Origin of the sequence: Pseudomonas songnenensis, assembly GCF_003696315.1 — a bacterium.
Lineage (GTDB): Bacteria > Pseudomonadota > Gammaproteobacteria > Pseudomonadales > Pseudomonadaceae > Stutzerimonas > Stutzerimonas songnenensis.
In genome coordinates, this window is sequence record NZ_RFFN01000002.1 from 698,048 (window position 1) to 717,532 (window position 19,485).

Annotated in this window: 15 protein-coding genes; 12 read left to right on the forward strand and 3 right to left on the reverse strand. The window is 56.0% G+C overall.

Translation table 11 applies throughout. The features are described from left to right. Nucleotides 1-122: 122 nt before the first annotated feature. The 10 genes from EA798_RS07735 (at nt 123) to EA798_RS07780 (ending at nt 12,640) form a co-directional block, all read left to right on the forward strand. Nucleotides 123-1,538, forward strand: coding sequence for a polysaccharide pyruvyl transferase family protein (locus EA798_RS07735; protein ID WP_167462911.1), 1,416 nt, complete (start codon nt 123-125; stop codon nt 1,536-1,538). Next, nucleotides 1,535-2,305 carry a hypothetical protein gene (locus EA798_RS07740; protein ID WP_122098562.1) on the forward strand — a complete coding sequence of 257 codons (771 nt, stop codon included), beginning with the start codon at nt 1,535-1,537 and terminating at the stop codon, nt 2,303-2,305. The genes EA798_RS07735 and EA798_RS07740 overlap by 4 nt, the downstream gene beginning before the upstream one ends. 29 nt (nt 2,306-2,334) lie before the next feature. Continuing rightward, a complete protein-coding gene (locus tag EA798_RS07745; protein ID WP_147456780.1) occupies nt 2,335-3,225 on the forward strand; it encodes a hypothetical protein in 891 nt (296 codons plus the stop codon). Nucleotides 3,226-3,335: 110 nt separating this feature from the next. After that, nucleotides 3,336-4,346: a phosphotransferase gene (locus tag EA798_RS07750; protein ID WP_122098564.1), complete on the forward strand. Its 1,011-nt coding sequence runs from the start codon at nt 3,336-3,338 to the stop codon at nt 4,344-4,346. Between the two features lie 95 nt (nt 4,347-4,441). Continuing rightward, nucleotides 4,442-5,653 carry a glycosyltransferase gene (locus tag EA798_RS07755; RefSeq protein ID WP_167462913.1) on the forward strand — a complete coding sequence of 404 codons (1,212 nt, stop codon included), beginning with the start codon at nt 4,442-4,444 and terminating at the stop codon, nt 5,651-5,653. Nucleotides 5,654-5,678: 25 nt separating this feature from the next. Further along, the gene (locus EA798_RS07760; RefSeq protein ID WP_122098566.1) at nt 5,679-7,712 is read left to right on the forward strand and encodes an acyltransferase family protein; all 2,034 of its coding nucleotides are present in this window, start codon (nt 5,679-5,681) and stop codon (nt 7,710-7,712) included. 129 nt (nt 7,713-7,841) lie between these two features. Next, nucleotides 7,842-9,032, forward strand: a complete 1,191-nt coding sequence (locus tag EA798_RS07765; RefSeq protein WP_122098567.1) for a glycosyltransferase family 4 protein — start codon at nt 7,842-7,844, stop codon at nt 9,030-9,032. Further along, nucleotides 9,032-10,021: a UDP-glucose 4-epimerase family protein gene (locus EA798_RS07770; protein WP_122098568.1), complete on the forward strand. Its 990-nt coding sequence runs from the start codon at nt 9,032-9,034 to the stop codon at nt 10,019-10,021. The genes EA798_RS07765 and EA798_RS07770 overlap by 1 nt, the downstream gene beginning before the upstream one ends. Further along, nucleotides 10,018-10,569, forward strand: coding sequence for a sugar transferase (locus tag EA798_RS07775; RefSeq protein ID WP_122098569.1), 552 nt, complete (start codon nt 10,018-10,020; stop codon nt 10,567-10,569). The genes EA798_RS07770 and EA798_RS07775 overlap by 4 nt, the downstream gene beginning before the upstream one ends. Nucleotides 10,570-10,630: 61 nt before the next feature. After that, entirely contained in the window at nt 10,631-12,640 is a 2,010-nt protein-coding gene (locus tag EA798_RS07780) for a polysaccharide biosynthesis protein (RefSeq protein WP_420849520.1), read from the forward strand. Nucleotides 12,641-12,853: 213 nt separating this feature from the next. Here the strand turns inward: EA798_RS07780 and EA798_RS07785 are convergent, their stop codons facing one another. Continuing rightward, the gene (locus EA798_RS07785; protein WP_038658904.1) at nt 12,854-13,261 is read right to left on the reverse strand and encodes a PA2817 family protein; all 408 of its coding nucleotides are present in this window, start codon (nt 13,259-13,261) and stop codon (nt 12,854-12,856) included. A 267-nt stretch (nt 13,262-13,528) separates the two neighbouring features. After that, nucleotides 13,529-14,266, reverse strand: a complete 738-nt coding sequence (locus EA798_RS07790; RefSeq protein ID WP_122098570.1) for a 4'-phosphopantetheinyl transferase family protein — start codon at nt 14,264-14,266, stop codon at nt 13,529-13,531. A gap of 280 nt (nt 14,267-14,546) precedes the next feature. Here EA798_RS07790 and pap point away from each other — a divergent pair, with 280 nt between their 5' ends. Continuing rightward, on the forward strand, nt 14,547-16,046 hold the full coding sequence (pap, locus tag EA798_RS07795; RefSeq protein ID WP_106158383.1) for a polyphosphate:AMP phosphotransferase: 1,500 nt from the start codon (nt 14,547-14,549) through the stop codon (nt 16,044-16,046). A gap of 477 nt (nt 16,047-16,523) precedes the next feature. Then, entirely contained in the window at nt 16,524-17,708 is a 1,185-nt protein-coding gene (locus EA798_RS07805; protein ID WP_122098572.1) for a thiolase family protein, read from the forward strand. 260 nt (nt 17,709-17,968) lie between these two features. Here EA798_RS07805 and EA798_RS07810 read toward each other — a convergent pair whose 3' ends face one another. After that, complete coding sequence (locus EA798_RS07810; RefSeq protein WP_106158385.1) at nt 17,969-19,069, reverse strand: polysaccharide biosynthesis/export family protein; 1,101 nt, start codon at nt 19,067-19,069, stop codon at nt 17,969-17,971. Nucleotides 19,070-19,485: the final 416 nt, after the last annotated feature.

The window sequence follows — 19,485 nt, forward strand, 5'->3', positions numbered from 1 at the left end:
GTACCTCTTCAAAAAAGCGATCTTCAACGGCAAAGGCGCCGCAGCACTTGGGTGGTGACTGTTAGGGGGAAATTGCGACTGGTCACCCGTCGTTTTACTAGAGAATTCACATTGAGATGGTTATGAAATTTGCACTCTTTTACGGTCACTTCTCAAGCAACATAGGTGATCTAGCGATTAATCGCGGCTTCATCGATTTGTTGAGCCATGTGTGCGGTCACTCAGTCAGTCTGAAAGTTTTCTTTTTGAATGGCGACGGAGATAGGTGCTCCGGAAAGGATAGTTTTAAAGGTTATTCAGGTTGTGAATTTTATTCAATTAATACGTCTGCATCAGCAGCCCTTCGCTATGCCAATAACTGCGAGCTATTCGTAGAGGATTTTGGTTTTGGCGATTGTGATCTTGTCTTTATAAATGGCGGTGAGCACTTCTTTTCTTATGCAGAAAATGCTAACTGGCATAATTTATTCTGGCGTGCAATCCCTGCGCTTGCAGCGCAGGCGGCTGGTCTCGCTTATGCGTTCTTGCCGGCCAGTTTTGGCCCGTTCGAAAGTCAAAAGGCGGAGGAATTTGTGAGGCAAGCCCTTGGTGGTGCACGGGGCTTCGCTTATAGGGAAAAAACGTCGGGTGAAATTTTTCCCCTCGTCGATAGCCCCACTCTGCTAGACATGGCATTCTTTATTAATGGTCCTTATCTCGCCAAGCCAAAGAAGGAGCAAGTGCATCATTTAGGTGTGGCGGTGAGGCCAGATGGACAGGGTTTGCGCGTCGGGACTCACCGGTCTCTTGAGCGGCGAGATTTTCAACGCCAGAGTAACTATAATAATTCTTTGTCATCTCGCTCTGCAATAAGTGCCGTCAAGTTATTCCTTGAGCGCAGTGATCTAAATCAAGTGACATTATTTGTTCAGTGTAATGCTGACGAAGAGCTGGCTGAGCATATACGGGAAGAGCTGAATCAAGCAGGTTATGATCGGCGAGTTACGCTAGCGCGTCCCTCATCAATTGATGAATATATTTCCCAGCTCGCGGCGATAGATTGCCTTATAACCTCTAGGTTTCACGCAGTAATACTTAGCTCTTTGGCCTGCACTCCGGCAGTAGGTTTGTATTATGCTGAGCATGGGCATAAATTACCGGGTTTGTATGAGATGTTAGGGCGTAGCGATATCTGTCGCATGGTTGATGAGTCAAACGTGTATGATTCGGAAGGAGTGATCGGAATGGTTGATCTCTCTTTCGCTACTTGGGAACAAACGTTTCGTAGCATTTGTCTTGTTAAGGACGAAACGCGGAAATGGTTTGGCGAAATTACTAGCGCCTCTAGCGCCTCCGCTAGGCAGTTTATCGATCTGGACACCCGTATTGATATCCAAGAGGTTGTATCTCATTCGGAAGCAGTTGCGATTAAGAGGGCGCTTGGCGAATATAGGCGTTTGGACGCAAGTAAGAAGAAGCGAATCGTAAAAGGTACAGATGGAAAAAACGTTAGCTTTAAAAAATGGCTTCGCAGAATGGTAATCAGGTGGGCAAAATGAAGCGCGGCTTGCTAGCGACGCAAAAGTCTAGAATTATGTTTGCTCTGAAGTTATTAAGGGCTTCGCCTGGATTCTCGCTCGGAAGCATCGTGGTAACGCTAGTATCTCAAGTTTCAATGATTATAAGTGGCGTGCTTCCGCTTAAAGTAATTATTTTGATAGGGTCTGAATCAATTCCGAGCTATTTTCCTAGTTATATATCGCTATTTGATCGCTCTCAGCTAATTATGTTTTTGGTGATGCTTTCTGTTGCATTTTTTGTCATCCATCAACTTTGCGAAATATTAAACACAAGGATATTAACCAAGGGGGGGGCAGTCGCGATGGCGAGATTGCCTAGGAATGAAAAGTTAACGGGATTACGATTCCATAAGACATATTCGATGTTTGCAAGAGGGCTGTCTGATACTTTTTTCGTCTTGATTGCTACTGTTGTGCTTGGAATCATAAATTTCCGACTTGTCGCTTTCTCCTTGGTTTATATTTTTACTGTGTCTACCTTTGTGGCTTTTAAGGCTTTTCAAGGGACAAGGATTCTTCACAAGGGAGGCTTTATCTCGGTGGTAAATCTTTTTGGTGTGTTTGGGTTTCTATCCTCATTTGTTTTTTTGGTGAGCGACCTGCTAAGGGGGGGGCAGGGCTCTGTTTTTTTTGCGATTATAGCAATCATTATCTTGAGGCAGATTTTCAGGAAAATACCAAGAGTAATAAATAATTTTCGCGGGCCGCGTTTCGGGCGTGACGAATTGCAGGTCTGGCAAAATTAAATATCACTTTTGGTTGTAGGTGATAGGTTGTGAGCTATTGGGATTTTTTTATATCTAAAGTGGTTAGAGTAGTCTCTGGAGTCGCAAAGGGAAGCCCGCGCGCCTATAGGCCTAAATACAAGCGATTAGGAGAGTCGGATTCTTTTTTGATTAATTATTACGACAACGGTTCAGATATTCTTTTCGTTGTGTTCAATAGGACAAGGTCCACCAAACGGTCGCCAGCTTTTGGGTTGGATTTTCTGTTGGCGCAAGGATTCAGTGTCGTGGTTTGCTATCAGGACAACGATACGCAGTACCAATCTCTATCGTTCGAGAGGTTTCGTGAGTGCGTGCTTCCGGTAACCGTTGGGAAGCGAGTTTTTACCTATGGTTCCAGCCTAGGAGCTTATGCCGCCGTCTACTACGCCGGAGCTGTTGGGGCAACTGTGATAGCCGCTGCGCCAAAAAACTCAGCACATCCTTTGCTTTTTTCTCCCAGAGGGCGCTTTAGCGAAGAGCTGTTCAAGCACGAGGATTTAGGCAGCCTCGGCCTGACAAAGAACCCTGTTTTTGTTATGGTCGACCCTATGCGCAAGCAAGATATTTTTTTTGTTAAGGCCTATGTTGTTTCGTCGTATCCTGAAGCCAAGGTGCTCGAATTGCCTTTCTCTGGTCATGCTTGTCTAAAGTATCTGCTTGAGATAGGGAAGCTAAAATCTCTAGTGCTCTCTATTGTCTATGATGGCGAATTTCCTGAAGTGCCTGTTAACGTGACATGCTTCGTGACCTCCATTGAAAAAGCGCTGCACCACCATAGGCAGGGAAAGCCCGAGCTGGCGCTTGAGTACGCGCGTACTGCAACAAGATTGGCGAAGAGTGATAGCCAAAAAAATAAAGTTAAAGCATTGTATGCGCGTTTAGGGCAGCATGATTTTTGATTTTTGATTTTAGCAAGCAGGGCAGGTTATTTGCCTGGAGCTCTTAGTGGGTCCAGTTTTGCCACAGTCTTGCAGTACATTATATCGATTAATCATCAGGTTGATGTCTCTTGAGCTTGTTAATCTCCTATATTCGGAAAGGTTTGATACTTCTTTCTTCTTGTTATTATCAAACGGTCGCCCCTAGGTTTTCGGATCGAGAGGTCTACAAGATAGTTCGCTGTGTTGGGCGAGCAAAACGTGTTGCGCTTCGAGTAGAGAGCGTTAATCAGTTGGAGCAAGTGTATTCATATTGTAGTCAGCGAAAGTTTTGGAATGTTGAGCTGGCAACCGACCAAGGGGCGGTCATCTCGGTTTTTGTAAAGGCTGATAGAATTTCGCTGAAACGATACCTGATTGCTAGGCGTATATCTGGATTAGGGCTGCCTGTGCCTGAATATTATGGAAGTTTCGTGTCTTTAGGTTGTCGTTATGGTGTGTGGTCCTATCAGCATGGGGTATGCCTCAAAAGTTACAAAGATTTTTCAGATCAGCAGTTGGTTTCAGTGGCGGCGGCGCTGGCGCGCTGTAATATCGTCGCGGCTGCAGCATTTTCTACCGGGGGTATTCCAATTGGTGCCTTATGGGGAGGAAAAATTTGTTCTGACTTGAATGTTGTTCATCCTCAAGTCGCGCGAAGGGCTGGTCTGGTTTCTTTCTATTGTCAATACGAGTCGCTGATGCTCAGTGTGCTTAATGTTGGAGAAAATAAGTTTGTTAATCACAATGACTGCAAGCCGGCAAACGTTATTTTGCTCGATGCGGGTGGGGTGGTTATTACCGATTGGGATAGCGCTTCTATCGGACCGCTAGGTGCGAGTTTGCGGTGCTTTGCTGTTTTGGACGAGCGGAGGCGGCGTCTTGTTGCTGAAAGTTATGTAAGCGAGCTCGCCAAGTTGGGTGTTGCGTTCGATTGTGATTCGGCGTTGAAGGTTATGTGCATACAGCAAGTTCTATGGGCATTGTCTACAGGACTACAACTCAAGGCCCCTGAGCGAATCTGCCAAGGTCTCGATCTTTTTGGTAGATTGTTTAGCTTTGAAAATGGCCTAACGCTCGAGGGGGTAGGTAAAGTATTGTGAATCATAAAGTCTTTTAATGTTCGCCATATGGCCTGTGAATATTGGCTGCCAGGATATTGGATTCATTGTTCTGCCCGATGATAAGAGGAGACCGTGTGGCAAATATTGCTATGATCGTTTGGAACGAGTTTCGCAATGACGCGCGCGTGCTCAAGGAGGCAGAAAGCCTAAGCGCTGCTGGGCATCGGGTGATCGTGCATGCGCTGCATTTACCAGGCATCACCCTGGAGCGCGAGGTGGTTTCCAATGGTGTCGAGGTGGTGCGTGTAGCCCGCAGTCCGTTTTGGCGACTGAGCCGGCCGGTAACTCGTGGATATCCTGCGGCGCCGGAAAATGGTGGGCGCATCGGCCATATGAGCCCCGTCGCCCAGGCGATGCGCATCGCCGCCCGTGGCTGGACTCACCTCGCATTGCTTTGGCATATGGTGCGCCTGCGCGCCGACGTGGTGCACGCGCATGATGTGAACACCCTGCCGACGGCTTGGCTGGCGGCCAGCTTGTCGGGGGCACGATTGGTCTACGATGCCCATGAGATCAGTACCAGCCGCGAAGGCTATAGCAGCCTTCGGAAACTGGTCGGTCTGGTCGAGAGGGCGCTGATGCCACGTGCCAACGGCACTATCACTACCACTGAGGCACGCGCAAAGTTCTTTGCCCGTGCTTACGGCATCGCCCGCCCGCTGGTGTTGCAGAACCGGCCACGCGAGCAGCGGCCCCAGGCGTCCGAGCGCATTCGTCATGAGCTGGGCCTGAACCAGTCTTGGCCCATCGTGTTGTACCAGGGGGGGGTTCAGCAGGGGCGTGGCCTGGAACGTCTGACGCGAGTTGCCGCCAAGGTGCCGGGGGCCTACTTCGTGTTCATCGGCGGGGGGCGGTTGGATGCCAGCCTTCGCCAGATCGCGCAGGAGCTGCGGCTCGAAGACCGGGTGCGCTTCATCCCAACCGTCGCGCTGGCCGACCTGCCGTCCTATACCGCCTCGGCCGATATCGGCGTGCAGCCGATCGAGAACACTTGCCTAAATCACTATACAACGGACTCCAACAAGCTCTTTGAGTACGTACAGGCGGGCTTGCCGGTGATCGCCTCCGATCTGCCGGAAATTCGCCGCATCGTACGCCAGCACGACCTCGGTCTGCTGGTTCCCGCAGGAGACAGCGAGGCGCTCGCCGTTGCGCTGCGTTGCATGGTCGGCGATGCGCAGTTGCGCGTGCATCATGCGGCCTGCGCCCTCGCGGCGGCGCCTGCCTTGAGTTGGGAGGTGCAGGAGCACCTGCTGGTCGAGCTGTACCACCGGATTCTCGGTTGATCGCACTACCTATAGATAAGTAACCATGACGATTCTTGCTCACGACACCAAATCCCATTACCGTCCGGATATTGATGGCCTGCGCGCCATTGCGGTGTTGGCAGTGGTGTTGTTTCACGTTGATGCCAGCCTGCTGCCGGGGGGCTTTGCCGGAGTCGACATCTTCTTCGTGATCTCCGGCTTTTTGATCACCGGCAACATCATCAAGGATGCTGGCTCGGCTCAGGGCTTTTCCTGGTCGGAGTTCTACCGGCGACGTGCGCTGCGCATCCTGCCGGTGCTGTTTGTCGTGCTGCTAGCTACCCTGACGGTTGGGCATTTCATTCTGTTGCCCGAAGATCTAAGCACGCTGAGCTACTCGTCTCTCGCGGCGTTGCTTTCAGCCGCCAACGTCTATTTCAATTATTTCCTCGATACCAGCTACTTCGCTGAGGACAGCAACTTAAAGCCCTTGCTGCACCTCTGGTCGCTTGGGGTGGAGGAGCAGTTCTACCTGTTCTGGCCGATCATCCTTGTCACTCTGCTGACGCGCTTCGCCCGGCGCTGGCTACTCTCTGTCACGTTGCTGCTGACGATCGCTTCCTTCGTTCTGGCGGAGATGCTTTTCCCTCGGGAGCCAATGTTCGCTTATTACATGCTGCCGGCGCGGGCCGGCGAGCTGCTTATAGGCGCGTTGCTAGCGATCTGGTTGAGCCGTGGACATGCCGTCATGGCAAGTTGGGTCAGGCTGTTGCTCGGGCTGATCGGTGCCTGTTTGATTGTCCTTAGCCTGGGCTGGATCACCGAGGATATGGGGTTTCCCGGAGTCAAAGCGCTGCCGTCGACCGTGGGCGCCGCCCTGCTGATCTGGGCTGGTAGCGGCAGTGTCGTGGGTATAAGCCGGGTATTGGCCCTGCGGCCGCTGGTGCTGGTTGGGCTGATCTCATATTCGCTGTACCTGTGGCACTGGCCGGTGTTGGCCTTCTATCGCTATGTGTACGGCGTCGTCGAGCCACTGGCCGGTGTGCTGCTGTTCGGCCTGATGTTGGTACTGTCGGTAGCCAGCTACCGTTGGGTAGAGAAGCCCTGTCGCCGGCTGCGCTGGGACTTCTCCCGGGTGATGCTGCGGCTCGTCGCGGCCAACGCCGCGGTTCTGTCGCTGCTCTGCGGCGTCATCCTGTGGAGCGGTGGCCTTGGCCTCTACGGCTTTGATGCGCAGTTCCGAGCGGATCTTAAACGCTTGAGCCCCGCGCCAGCCGCCTACGCCTATCCCTATGTATGTCAGCGTTCACGTTTGAGCGAGGCTGATTTGCAGAACAGGGCCTGCATCATCAACTCCGAGCGGGAACCCTCGGTCTTGGTTTGGGGCGACTCAAATGCGGCGCATTACGTTGGCATGCTGGGCGCCTTCGCTGAAGTAAGCGGGTTTGCCTTTCGCAATGCGGCACACAGCAGCTGTCCGCCCTTGCTGGAGGGGGCGGCGGCTACTCAGCGGCCGGAGCGCTTGGAGCGATGCTTGGCCTCTATTGACGTGGTCCGTCAGCACTTGGACGCGTACTCCACTGTGATCCTCGGGGCGGCGTGGGCTTCTCACGCGCGTCGTAGCGAAAGCTTCCACAAAGATCTGAAGGCGACTGTGGATGAGCTGGTTGCGCGAGGCAAGCAGGTGATAATCCTGGCAAATGTACCGACCTTCTTGGCGGTCAATCGCAAATGTATGCAGAAAGCTCTGAAGCTACCGATGCTGATGTGTAGCGAGAGTGGCGCCGAGCGGCCAGGGGTGGCGGCAGTCAATGATCAGCTATCGGCGCTAGCAGGGCGGCCCAATGTGCACTTTTTTGACCCGCGCAAGCAGCTGTGCCCAGCGGGAGCGTGCAGCGCCTATCTAGATGGACGCTTAGTGTATTTCGACGCTGGCCATCTGAGCATGGAGGGCTCTTGGGCCATAGGCAGGCGGATCGTGCGTGAGCAAGGCGTGCCAGGGGTCTTTGCCTCGCACGGAAGCGGGGTGATCAAGAAGGGATCCCCCATATTGGAGCATACGCTGCTTAAGCGAGGCGAAGTCAGTGAAGTTTACTGAAGATTACAGCAGTAGTCGGCTGCACTCAGCATTGGCTAACGTCCTCCGAATGAACATGCCAAGCCTGTGGAACAGAACGCTGGATAGCCAACTTCTTGGCGCCAGCTGCCGACGAACAGAACCAAATTGATGCGTAAACGAATCCTGCTGCTTAGCTTTTTCTATCCACCGGATCTCTCCGCTGGCTCTTTTCGCGTAAAGGCATTGGTTGATGCGCTTTGTGCGCGGACGGCCGGAGAAATAGATATTGATGTGCTAACCACACAGCCCAACCGCTACCACTCCCACGCCAGTGAGGCGCTCGCGGTCGAGGAGCAAGGCTGCGTATGCATCCGGCGCGTCCAGCTGCCAGTGCATAAGAGCGGTTTTGTCGATCAGGCAAAGGCGTTCGCAGCTTTTGCTTGGCAGGCCAATCAAATCGCAGGCGGAGGTCGCTATGACGTTGTGATGGCGACCTCATCAAGGTTGATGACGGCTGTTTTGGGAAGCTGGATCGCTCGTCGCCAGCGGGCGCGGTTGTATCTGGACATCCGTGACATCTTCGTTGAAAACTTGAGAGAGCTGTTTATCGCTCCGCTTGGAAAGCCTTTGTCGGTTGCTTTTGCTGCACTCGAGCGTTGGGCCGTTGGACGGGCCGAGAAGGTAAATCTGGTTGCGGCTGGCTTCCTGGGCTATTTCCAGCCTAGATATCCGAAGCAACGGTTCTCCTTGTATTCAAATGGGGTGGACGACGATTTTCTCAACTTCCCGGAGGCCGGGCTTGCCTTTAAAGCTCCCGGAAAGCCGCTATATATTCTGTATGCCGGCAACATCGGGGATGGGCAGGGGCTGCATCTGATCATCCCGGCGCTTGCGCAACGCCTGGGCGCGCGTGCGCACTTTTGTATCGTCGGTGCTGGAGGGCGCTTGCAGGCCCTGCGAGATGCTGTAGCCGGAGTTGATCTGAACAACGTGGAATTTATTTCGCCAGTTGAGCGCGAGCGGTTGCTCGACATGTATAAGCAGGCGGATGTGCTTTTTCTGCATTTGAACGATTTCAGCGCCTTTCAGCGGGTTTTGCCGTCCAAGCTGTTCGAGTATGCGGCGACCGGTAAGCCCATATTGGCGGGCGTTGCCGGGTTTGCAGCGGATTTTGTCGAAACTGAAGTTACAAACGCAGAGGTGTTTGCGCCCTGTGATGTCGAGGGCGCAATTGCTGCAATGGAAAAATTGAGCCTGGAGCCAAAGGCGCGTCCGGAGTTCGTCGAGCGTTTCTCCCGTCGCCGAATTATGGAGGCCATGGCGGAAGACGTTCTTGAGCTCGTTCGGGAGGCCGATTGATGGACGTGCTCGTGACCGGGGCGAACGGCTTCGTTGGTAGGGCCTTGCTGCTTCGCTTGGCGGCAATGGAGGGCTTTCAACCCATTGCTGCAGTTCGAACGCTTCCAATCACTGAGTTGATTGTGTCCAACGGCGCTTGTATTGGAAAAGCAGTGAGATGCGTCGAACTTGGCGATGTGGCGAACGGAGCGTTCCATCCACGCATTTTCAATGGGGTAGATGCAGTCGTTCACTGCGCCGCACGTGTCCATGTAATGAACGAGTCGGACGTGGACTCGCTCTCTGCCTTCCGGGCGGTAAATGTTGTTGGCACGCTCAAGCTGGCAAAACAGGCTGCATCTGTAGGTGTGAAGCGATTCGTCTTTATCAGCACCATCAAGGTCAATGGTGAGGCGACGGTATCGGGCGAGCCTTTCCATGCGGATGACCTGCCTGCGCCGGAAGATGCATACGGGCTTTCCAAGCTGGAGGCTGAGCAAGGGTTGAAGCTGCTGGCCGCCGAAACTGGCATGGAAGTCGTCATTATTCGTCCTCCGCTTGTGTATGGACGGGGCGTCAAAGGTAATTTCGGGAGCATGATCAAGTTGGTCGAGCACGAGATTCCGCTTCCCTTCGGTGCCATCCACAATAAGCGCTCGCTGGTGGGCATCGATAATCTCGTCGATCTGATCGTTCGCTGCATTGATCATCCCGCTGCCGCCAATCAGGTATTCCTTGCCGGCGATGGACAGGATCTTTCAACCCCCGAGTTGGTCTGTAGCCTGGCCACGGCGATGGGCAAGCGCGCACGGCTGATCCCACTTCCGACCAGGGTTCTCAACTTCGGTGCTACGCTACTGGGCAAACGTGCTTTGGCCCATCGACTTCTGGGCTCGCTCCAAGTGGATATCACCAAGACGCGCGAGCTGCTCGAATGGCAGCCCTGCTACTCCGTTGAGGAAAGCATCCGTCGCTGTTTTGTTACCTTGATCCAGGGAGGCCGCGTGTGATTCGGACGTTCGATATAGTACTTTCCGTTCTGGGGCTGGTTGTTGGTGCGCCGGTGTTTATAGTGCTGGCGATTATCGGTATGTTTGATACGGGCTCACCAATATTTCGCCAGGTGCGTGTCGGGCGGCATCAGCAGCCTTTTACTTTGGTGAAGTTTCGGACGATGGCGCAAGGCACGGCGTCGGTGCCGTCACACTTGGCCAGCAGTTCATCCGTAACGCGATTTGGTAGTTTTTTGCGCAGGGCCAAGTTGGATGAGCTCCCCCAGTTATGGAACGTTCTAAAAGGCGAAATGAGCTTGGTTGGCCCCCGCCCGGGTTTGTTCAATCAGGAAGAGCTGACCCGTGAGCGCGCCAAGAGGGACGTGTATGCTGTTCGCCCTGGAATTACTGGGCTGGCGCAGGTACAGGGCGTGGACATGTCGACCCCTGCGTTGCTTGCGGAAATGGATCAAAAAATGATCTCCAGCCTTACGCTGGCGACTTATGTGAAATATATCGTCCAGACTATAATTGGAGGGGGCACTGGAGATCGCATTGTGAACTAACCTGCTGGTTTGGTTCATTGTAATTCCAATGTCGTTCCATTCGCCGAAGAAAAATACTTTTATGCTTAGGTTGGCTGAGAAACTGAGAACCCATCTGGTTCGTTTGCCGCGCCGGCAGAAGCGGCTGATTCAGGTTGCCGTGGACGTTTTGCTGGTTTGGTTGGCGCTATGGTTAGCTTTCTATGTCCGCCTTGGTAATGCCGAGTTTGCAGAACCATTTGGTGGCCACGCCTGGTTGTTCGCTATAGCCCCGGTCGTTTCGATTCCCTTTTTTGTGCGCTTGGGTATGTACCGCGCCGTCATGCGCTATTTCGGTAATGACGCGCTGATGACTATCGTTAAAGCTGTCTCACTTTCAGCTCTTTCGTTATCTCTTGCCATTTATTGGTATACCCCCGCGCCCAAACTAATCCCCCGTTCAATGGTATTTAACTACTGGTGGGTGACTCTTGTGCTGATCGGTGGGCTGCGGCTCATAATGCGCCATTACTTTATGGGTAATTGGTTTACACCCGCGTCGTTGAGCAAATTCAAAACACGAGATGCCGGGCTGGCGAAAGTTGCCATCTACGGTGCCGGAGCGGCAGGGAATCAATTGGTGGCGGCCCTTAGGCTAGGGCGGGTGATGAGGCCGGTGGCTTTTATCGACGACGATCCGAATTTGTACAATCGATCTATTGCTGGCCTTCACGTGTATTCCGCCAAACACATTGGCCAAATGGTAGAAGACACCGGTGCAATAGAGATACTTTTGGCCATCCCGTCAGCCACACGGGCTCGTCGCCGAGAAATACTGGAGATGCTTGAGTACCATCCGCTCCATGTAAGGAGCGTGCCGGGATTCATGGACCTGGCAAGTGGCAAGGTCCAGGTCGATGATATTCAGGAAGTGGACATTGCGGACTTGCTTGGCCGGGATGCTGTGCCCCCGGCCCAAGACTTACTCGAACGCTGCATCAGAAGCCAGGTGGTCATGGTAACGGGCGCCGGGGGGTCGATCGGCTCAGAGCTGTGCAGACAGATAATCGCGAGCCAACCAGCAGTCTTGTTGTTGTTCGAACACAGCGAGTTCAATCTCTACAGCATTCACCTCGAGCTGGAGCGGCGTATCGGGAGAGAGGCACTGTCCACTCGGTTGGTGCCTATCTTGGGTTCGATCCGTAACATGGACCGACTTCTGGATGTGATGCGAACCTGGGGCGTACAAACGGTGTATCATGCTGCTGCCTACAAGCATGTGCCGATGGTGGAGCACAATGTGGCGGAAGGCGTCATGAACAACGTAGTCGGTACGGTTAATACTGCGCAGGCGGCGATGCAGGCTGGCGTTTCCAATTTTGTACTCATTTCCACCGATAAGGCAGTTCGGCCGACGAATATAATGGGTAGCACCAAACGTGTAGCGGAGATGGTTTTACAAGCCTTGAGCCGTGAGCCGGCACCTGTACTATTCGGAAGCAAAGAAGGCGTCCACCACGTCAACAAAACCCGTTTTACCATGGTGCGATTCGGCAATGTACTGGGCTCGTCGGGCTCTGTGATTCCACGCTTTTATCAACAGATCCGTGCGGGCGGGCCCGTGACGGTGACGCATCCGAAGATCACCCGTTACTTCATGACCATTCCCGAAGCGGCCCAGCTGGTTATCCAGGCGGGGTCGATGGGGCAGGGTGGTGAAGTGTTTGTGCTGGATATGGGGCAGCCGGTGAAGATCGCTGAGCTGGCCGAGAAGCTCATTCATCTGTCCGGCCTGAGTGTGCGCTCTGAGAAATGCCCACATGGGGATATTGCTATCGAATACACCGGCCTGCGGCCCGGCGAAAAGCTGTATGAAGAACTGTTGATCGGCGACGACGTGAACGCCACCGAACATCCGATGATCATGCGCGCCAATGAGGAGCATCTCGATTGGGACGTGCTCAAGGACAGGCTGGCAAAACTGCTCAGGGCGGTAGAAAGCGATGACTACCCGCAGGTGCGGCAGCTGCTTCGTGAACTGGTGAGCGGGTATGTGCCAGAAGGGGAAATCGTCGACTGGATCTACCAGCAACGGCGTGTGGAGCCCGAGTAGTAAGTAGAGTGATGTCAGGGGGAGGTGGTCTTCTAACAGCTTCTGAACACCCCAGCTGTTGGGTAGGCGCGATTTTAAATCTGCTCTGCAACAGCCTCCACCGTGAGAGTACTTTCCTTCCCAAGGGGGCTTCTGCCCCCACCATTCGCGACCTTTGATTTTCCTCTCAGTTGGTCAAATACTCCTTGCCATTTGGCCGGCTGGTGCCAGATATCAGTGCCGCGCACCCTCATCCGGCATGCTCAGCAGCTGCTTTTCACGGTTCCAGTCGAATGGCTCGTCGTTCTGCTCGGCTTCGTAGCGGCGCTCTTCGAGTTGCTGGAAGACGGCGATTTCATCATCCGGCATGAAGTGCAGGCAATCGCCGCCGAAGAACCACAGCAGGTCGCGCGGGACGAGGTGGGCGATCTGTGGGTAGCGATGGAAGACCTGGCAGATCAGGTCCTGGCCCATATGGCGCTCTTCCGGCACGTTCTGCAGGTTCATGATCAGTTCGTCGAAGCGTTCAAGGAACAACGCGTGGCTTTCTTCCGAGACCTGTTCGGCTTCGCCCATGGCGAGCAGGATGCCGCGCAGATGGGCCAGCAGGGCCAGGTTGTGATCGTGGTATGGATTGGCCATGGTTCACCTGTGTCGGTTTTTTGAAAGGCGCGATTATAGGCGTGCGCGCCGGTGAAATGGGGTGTCTGGTTGACCTGCTGCTGCGCCGAGGGTTCGGTTTTTAAGGCGCGGGCTGGATCGGGTGGTATGGCACGCGCTTGTCCCAAGCGTGGCTGCTTTATTGCCGGTTCGTTCCGCGTACGCGAGTTTGCCCTGCGCGTTTCGGGTGCTGGACCGGTCCCCATTGCCGAATAGCTCAACCGTGCAAACCGGCGCAGGCGTAGGGCGCTAAATCGAGGCGACCGACGAAGGACGGGCTGGAATGCATACCAGGCTGAGCAAGTAACCGTCGAAGGTAGCGAACTGACCATCGAGTTCTGCACCTTTGCGCCAGTCCCCTGGCAGGTCGATCAGCAAATGGAGGCGAGCGGTGCCGTGCTGCGTAACCTCCGCTACGGCGGCATCCTGGAAATAAAACCGCTGTCTCACCAAGGGGTAAAGCGCCTTGAACAGGCTTTCCTTCAGGGAGAAGGTGCGGGTGACGAGTGCGGCTCGTTCGCCGAGGCTCATGAGCGCGTAGCCCTCCAGCTCGCTGGGCGTGAGGATCTCGCTGGCCAAGCGATCGGCGCGTTCGGGCGTCAGCAGTCGTTCGATATCCAGCCCCAGACCATCCCAATGCTGCCGGTGACCGGCGACCACGCCGGCCCAGCCTGCGCTGTGCGTGATCGAGCCCACTATCCCCTGTGGCCACTGCGGCGCCCGGTCTTCACCCACCGGCGGCACGAAGGGCTTGCCGGTTAGCCCGCGCATTGCTTCCAGGGCGCAGAGGCGGCCGGCAAGAAACTCGGCCTGCCGTTTGCGGACACCTTTCTGCACGGGAATTCCCCAGCGATCAAAATCTTCTGGATCGAGCAATGCTGGATCGAAAGACGTGCTCAGCAGACGAACGCCGGTGAGCGGTTCAGGTAGAGGCCAGTGGTCGACCGGAGTCGAACAGCAGCGCGGGTAGGGTCGTTGGTCGTTCATGCCCGCTATTCTGCCTCAAGCAATGTCAGGATGCGTTTGGCATATCATCGGCCCGGTCTCGCTCGTGTGACTTGGCTGACGCCGCCCCTGAGCAAATCGTGTGGCGCTCATATTCTCTGCGCCACTTGAAGATGGACGTACCGGCTCCCCATCGGCTTGTTCATTCCGCGGTGCAGTGCTCCGACGCGGATCAACCTCGCGCGATCTAAATCTGCGTTTCCCTCGCTATGCGCTCGGCGTGCCTGCTAGGGTTGAGGCATCCATCCGGGCGGAGAAAACGATGTTTGAATCAGCTGAAATTGGTCACTCCATCGACAAGGCGACCTACGATGCGGCTGTGCCCGAGTTGCGTGAAGCGCTGCTGCAGGCGCAGTACCGGCTCAAGGCTCAGGCGAAGTTTCCCGTACTTATCCTGATCAACGGCATCGAAGGGGCGGGCAAGGGCGAGACCATCAAGCTGCTCAACGAGTGGATGGACCCGCGGCTGATTCGGGTCGACAGTTTCGATGTGCCCAGCGACGAAGAGCTTGCGCATCCGCCTGCGTGGCGTTTCTGGCGGCGCCTGCCGCCCAAGGGGCATACCGGGATTTTTTTCGGTAACTGGTACAGCAAGATGCTCGAAGATCGCGTGCATGGTCGCATCAGCGGTGCCGAGCTGAAGCTGGCCACCGCGCGAGCCCAGCGCCTGGAGCGGATGCTCTGCGATGAGGGCGCGCTGATCTTCAAGTTCTGGTTCCATCTTTCCAAGGAGCGGATGAACGCCCGGCTCGATTCACTGAAGGACGATCCGCTGCACAGCTGGCGTATCAGCCCGCTGGATTGGCAGCAGTCGAAGACTTACGACAAGTTCGTGCGCCACGGTGAGAAGATCTTGCGCCTCAGCAGCCGGGATTTTGCACCCTGGTATGTGATCGAAGGTGCCGATGAGCGTTATCGGAGTCTGACAGTTGGCCGCATCCTGCTGGAAGGCCTGCAGGCTGCACTGGCCGCCGCGGAACGACCCGGTCAGAGTGTGGCCCAGCCCCATTCGGCGCCGCTGCAGGTGGATCTCGATCACCTTAGCCTGCTGGACAGCCTGGACCTCAGCCAGAAGCTCGACAAGGACGCCTACCAGCAGCAACTTGCCGAGGAGCAGGCGCGGCTATCACGACTGCTGCGCGACCGTAGTCTGCGCAAGCGCGGCGTGCTGGCGTTGTTCGAGGGGCATGATGCGGCAGGCAAGGGCAGCGCGATTCGCCGCGTAACCGGCGCGCTGGATCCGCGAATGTATCGCACGGTGCAGATTGCGGCACCGACCGACGAAGAGCGGGCGCAGCCCTGGCTCTGGCGCTTCTGGCGCAACGTGCCGGAACGCGGCAAGTTCACCATCTTTGATAGGTCCTGGTACGGGCGCGTGCTGGTGGAGCGAGTGGAAGGCTTCTGCGCGCCGGATGAATGGCTGCGCGCCTATTCGGAAATCAATGATTTCGAAGAGCAGCTGGTCGATGCCGACGTGGTTCTGGTCAAGTTCTGGCTGACCATCGACAAGAAGACCCAGCTCAAGCGCTTCAAGGAGCGCGAGGAAACCCCATTCAAGCGCTTCAAGATCACCGAGGAGGACTGGCGCAACCGCGAGCGTTGGGACGACTACGGGCATGCCGTGGCTGATATGGTCGATCGCACCAGTACCGAGATCGCGCCCTGGACATTGGTGGAGGCCAACGACAAACGCTTTGCCCGCATAAAGGTGTTACGCACGTTGAATGAAGCGCTGGAGGCGGCGATCGAGAAAAGGCGCTAGCCGGGCTGGGCCGCCTGGTACTTGCTTGCGTGATTGCAGGCGGGGTTTGACGCGTCGTTGCCGCAACGCTGCGCGACCAAACCGCTCCCACTCTTGCGACGTTTCTATCTGCTCGTGCCGTAAGTGCGCTCTCGGCGGCCGTAGGTGCCAGTATCCGTGAACAGCAAGCAGCAGCATGTAGTCGAGACCGCTCCCTCACTCCAGCGCGCCATGAGGGTGTGGGTGGGCTGGCCCGCGGATCGATCTGCAGCGAGCTTCGCCCAGACGCTTGCCCACGAGACTGCTGCCGAACTTCTCCACGTCCTCGGTCGGGCCGGCAAGGCGATGGCCGTGCATATCCAAGCTGAATGGTCGTCGCCAGCGCCGCGAGGCGGCCTCTATGCTCCGGTCACCGTCCACTTGGCGGTCGTGGAACAATTCGTGCGCTTGGCGCCGTCACAAGACCCCCGCGACCGCTCCTAGTCTCCGAGGTATGCCATGCGTGAAGTAGTGATCGTCGATAGCGTGCGGACCGGCCTGGCCAAGTCTTTCCGTGGCAAGTTCAACATGACCCGTCCCGATGACATGGCGGCACATTGCGTCGATGCGCTGCTGTCGCGCAACGATCTTGACCCGGCGCTGGTTGAGGATTGCATCGTTGGTGCGGGTTCCAACGAGGGCGCGCAGGGCTACAACATCGGCCGCAACGTCGCGGTGTTGTCGCGGCTGGGGATCGGCTGCGCCGGCATGACGCTCAATCGCTATTGCTCGTCGGGCCTGCAGGCCATCGCGGTCGCGGCCAATCAGATTGCTTCCGGCTGCAGCGACATCATCGTCGCCGGCGGGGTGGAGTCGATCACTCTGACGCTCAAGAGCCGCAACACCGATCACCTGTTCAACCCGATCATCCAGGAGCGTGTGCCGGGCATCTACCACACCATGGGGCAGACGGCCGAACTGGTGGCGCGTCGTTACAACGTGACGCGCGAGCAGCAGGACCTCTATTCCCTGCAGAGCCAGCAGCGCACTGCGCGGGCGCAGGCCGAAGGGCTGTTCAGGGACGAGATCGTACCGATGAACGTCCAGTACTTCACCGAAGACAAGAACACCGGCGAGCGTACTGTGCATGAGGGTGTGGTCGACGGTGACGATTGCAACCGTCCGGATACCACGCTGGAAAGCCTGGCGGGGCTCAAGCCGGTTTTCGCTGAAGATGGGTCTGTCACTGCCGGCAATGCCTCGCAGCTATCCGATGGCGCCTCGATGACGCTGGTGATGAGCCTGGACAAGGCCATTGAGCTCGGCCTCAAGCCGCGCGCGTTCTTCCGCGGCTTCACCGTCGCCGGTTGCGAGCCGGAAGAGATGGGTATCGGGCCGGTATACGCGGTGCCGCGCTTGCTCAAGGCGAAAGGGTTGCAGATTGCCGATGTCGATCTGTGGGAGCTCAACGAAGCCTTCGCCTCGCAGTGCCTGTACTGCCGCGATACGCTGGGCATCGACAACGAAAAGTACAACGTCAATGGCGGCTCGATCTCCATCGGGCACCCGTTCGGCATGACCGGCTCGCGCACCGCCGGGCACATCATCCGTGAACTGCAGCGGCGTGAACTGCGTTACGGCGTGGTGACCATGTGCGTGGGTGGTGGAATGGGGGCCGCCGGGTTGTTCGAAACGGTGCGCTAACACCGTCCAAACCGGCGTGAAGCGGGCCTGCTACCAAGCTGTAGCAGGCCTTTTTTTGTTTGGCTGCGTGGGTCCGGGGGGGGCAGGCCTTTCTAATTGGCGCCGAGTAGAGCTCCGCCGCCGATAACAGGTTCGCATCCAGCTGTACGTATGCATTCGCGTGGGCAGTGGCCGATACCGACATACGAAAAAGCCGCAGAGCATCTAGTGATGACTCTGCGGCTTTTCATCACCCAACCATCGGTTGGGTTAGTTGGGGCTTAGCGAGACAGGTTGTACTCGGCTGCCGCACCAATACCCACTACGTTAGCCGAGGGCAGCAGCTGGCTGATGAAACGATTCCAGCGAGTGATGTTGGCCGGGCCAACGAACACCACGTCCTGAGGCTGCAGCGGGAAGTGCTTGGCCAGCGCGAAGGCAGTCGGCGACTTGGCGTTCAGCTGGAACACCTTGGCCTGACCTTCAGCCATGTTTTCCGCGCCGCGGATTACGTACAGCGCTTCACCGTCAGCGGTTTCCTGGCGAATGCCGCCGGCGGTGCCGACCGCGTCCATCAGGTTCATGCTGGTGGCCTTGAAGGACAACGCCTGCGGCAGGTTGACTTCGCCGAGCACGTAGATCTTGCGCTGGTCGTTGTACGGCAGGTGCAACTGGTCACCGTCTTTCAGGTAAACCTGGTGCAGCCAGGAGTCCGGGCGGTTCAGCGAGTCGACGTCGAGCATGTACTCGCGGCCGTCACGCTTGAGGGTTAGACCGGTGAGGTCGGCGGTTTCGGTATCAACGCCCGCCTGGCCAATTGCCTGGGTAATGGTCAGCGGGGCGGTGGTGAGCGGCACTTCACCGGCGGTGTTGAATGCACCGGAAACGACTACGCGCTGGCTACCGAAGCGCAGGATGGACACGTCCACCTGGGGGCTGTCGATGTAGTTGGTCAGGCGGCGGGCGATAGTGGCGCGCAGCTCTTCGATGGTCTTGCCGGCGGCATCGACGTTGCCGATGTACGGGTAGAAGAGGGTGCCATCAGGACGTACCAGACGACCGTTGGCATCCAGCTGCTGCTGCGGGCCGGACGGGGCGGTCAGCTCCGGGTGGTCCCATACGGTGATGTAGAGCAAATCGTTCGCGCCGATGCGGTAGGCGCTGGGCTTGTAGTTCAGCAGTTCTTGCTTGCTCGAGGTGCCTTTGTCGGAGGCCAGTTCGCCCTTGAGCATCTCGGGGGTGATGCGGATCAGCTGCACCGTGCCATGTTCGGCTTCGGCGCCCTCCTTGAACTCATCGGGATCGAGATACTGGCCAGGGGCGAAAGCGCAACCCTGCAGCGCGAGGGCGGAAGTAAAAGCAAGAGCGATAAATGGTTTCATGGGTTGTTCATCCTTGACGGAGTGGTTGTTGTTCAAAGAGTGAGACGGCTTGATTCACTTTTTTGCCTGAGGCATTCGAGTTGTTTTTTCGCCTTTCCAAGAGGACCGGAGTCATCACTCCACACTCCTCAGCGACCAAGTTTGATCGGTAGCCAAAGTATTTCTCCTTCCTGAATGTTCATCTCCAGCAGCTTTTATATTCAGCCACGCGGAAAGCTTTTTTCTTTCCCTCCCAGTTGTAAGACTGCAGCTGTCGCCTTGGCAGGTTTAATCCTTTACTTGTTTATGCGCGTGCTGCAGCAGTACGAACGAGGCGAGACGGCGCCGGTGTTTAGTTAGATGTTGAATTGCCATCCTGACACGCTCACACAGAAGGGATAGACCGCCCCGATCCGGCTGGGTTCACCGCGGTTCAA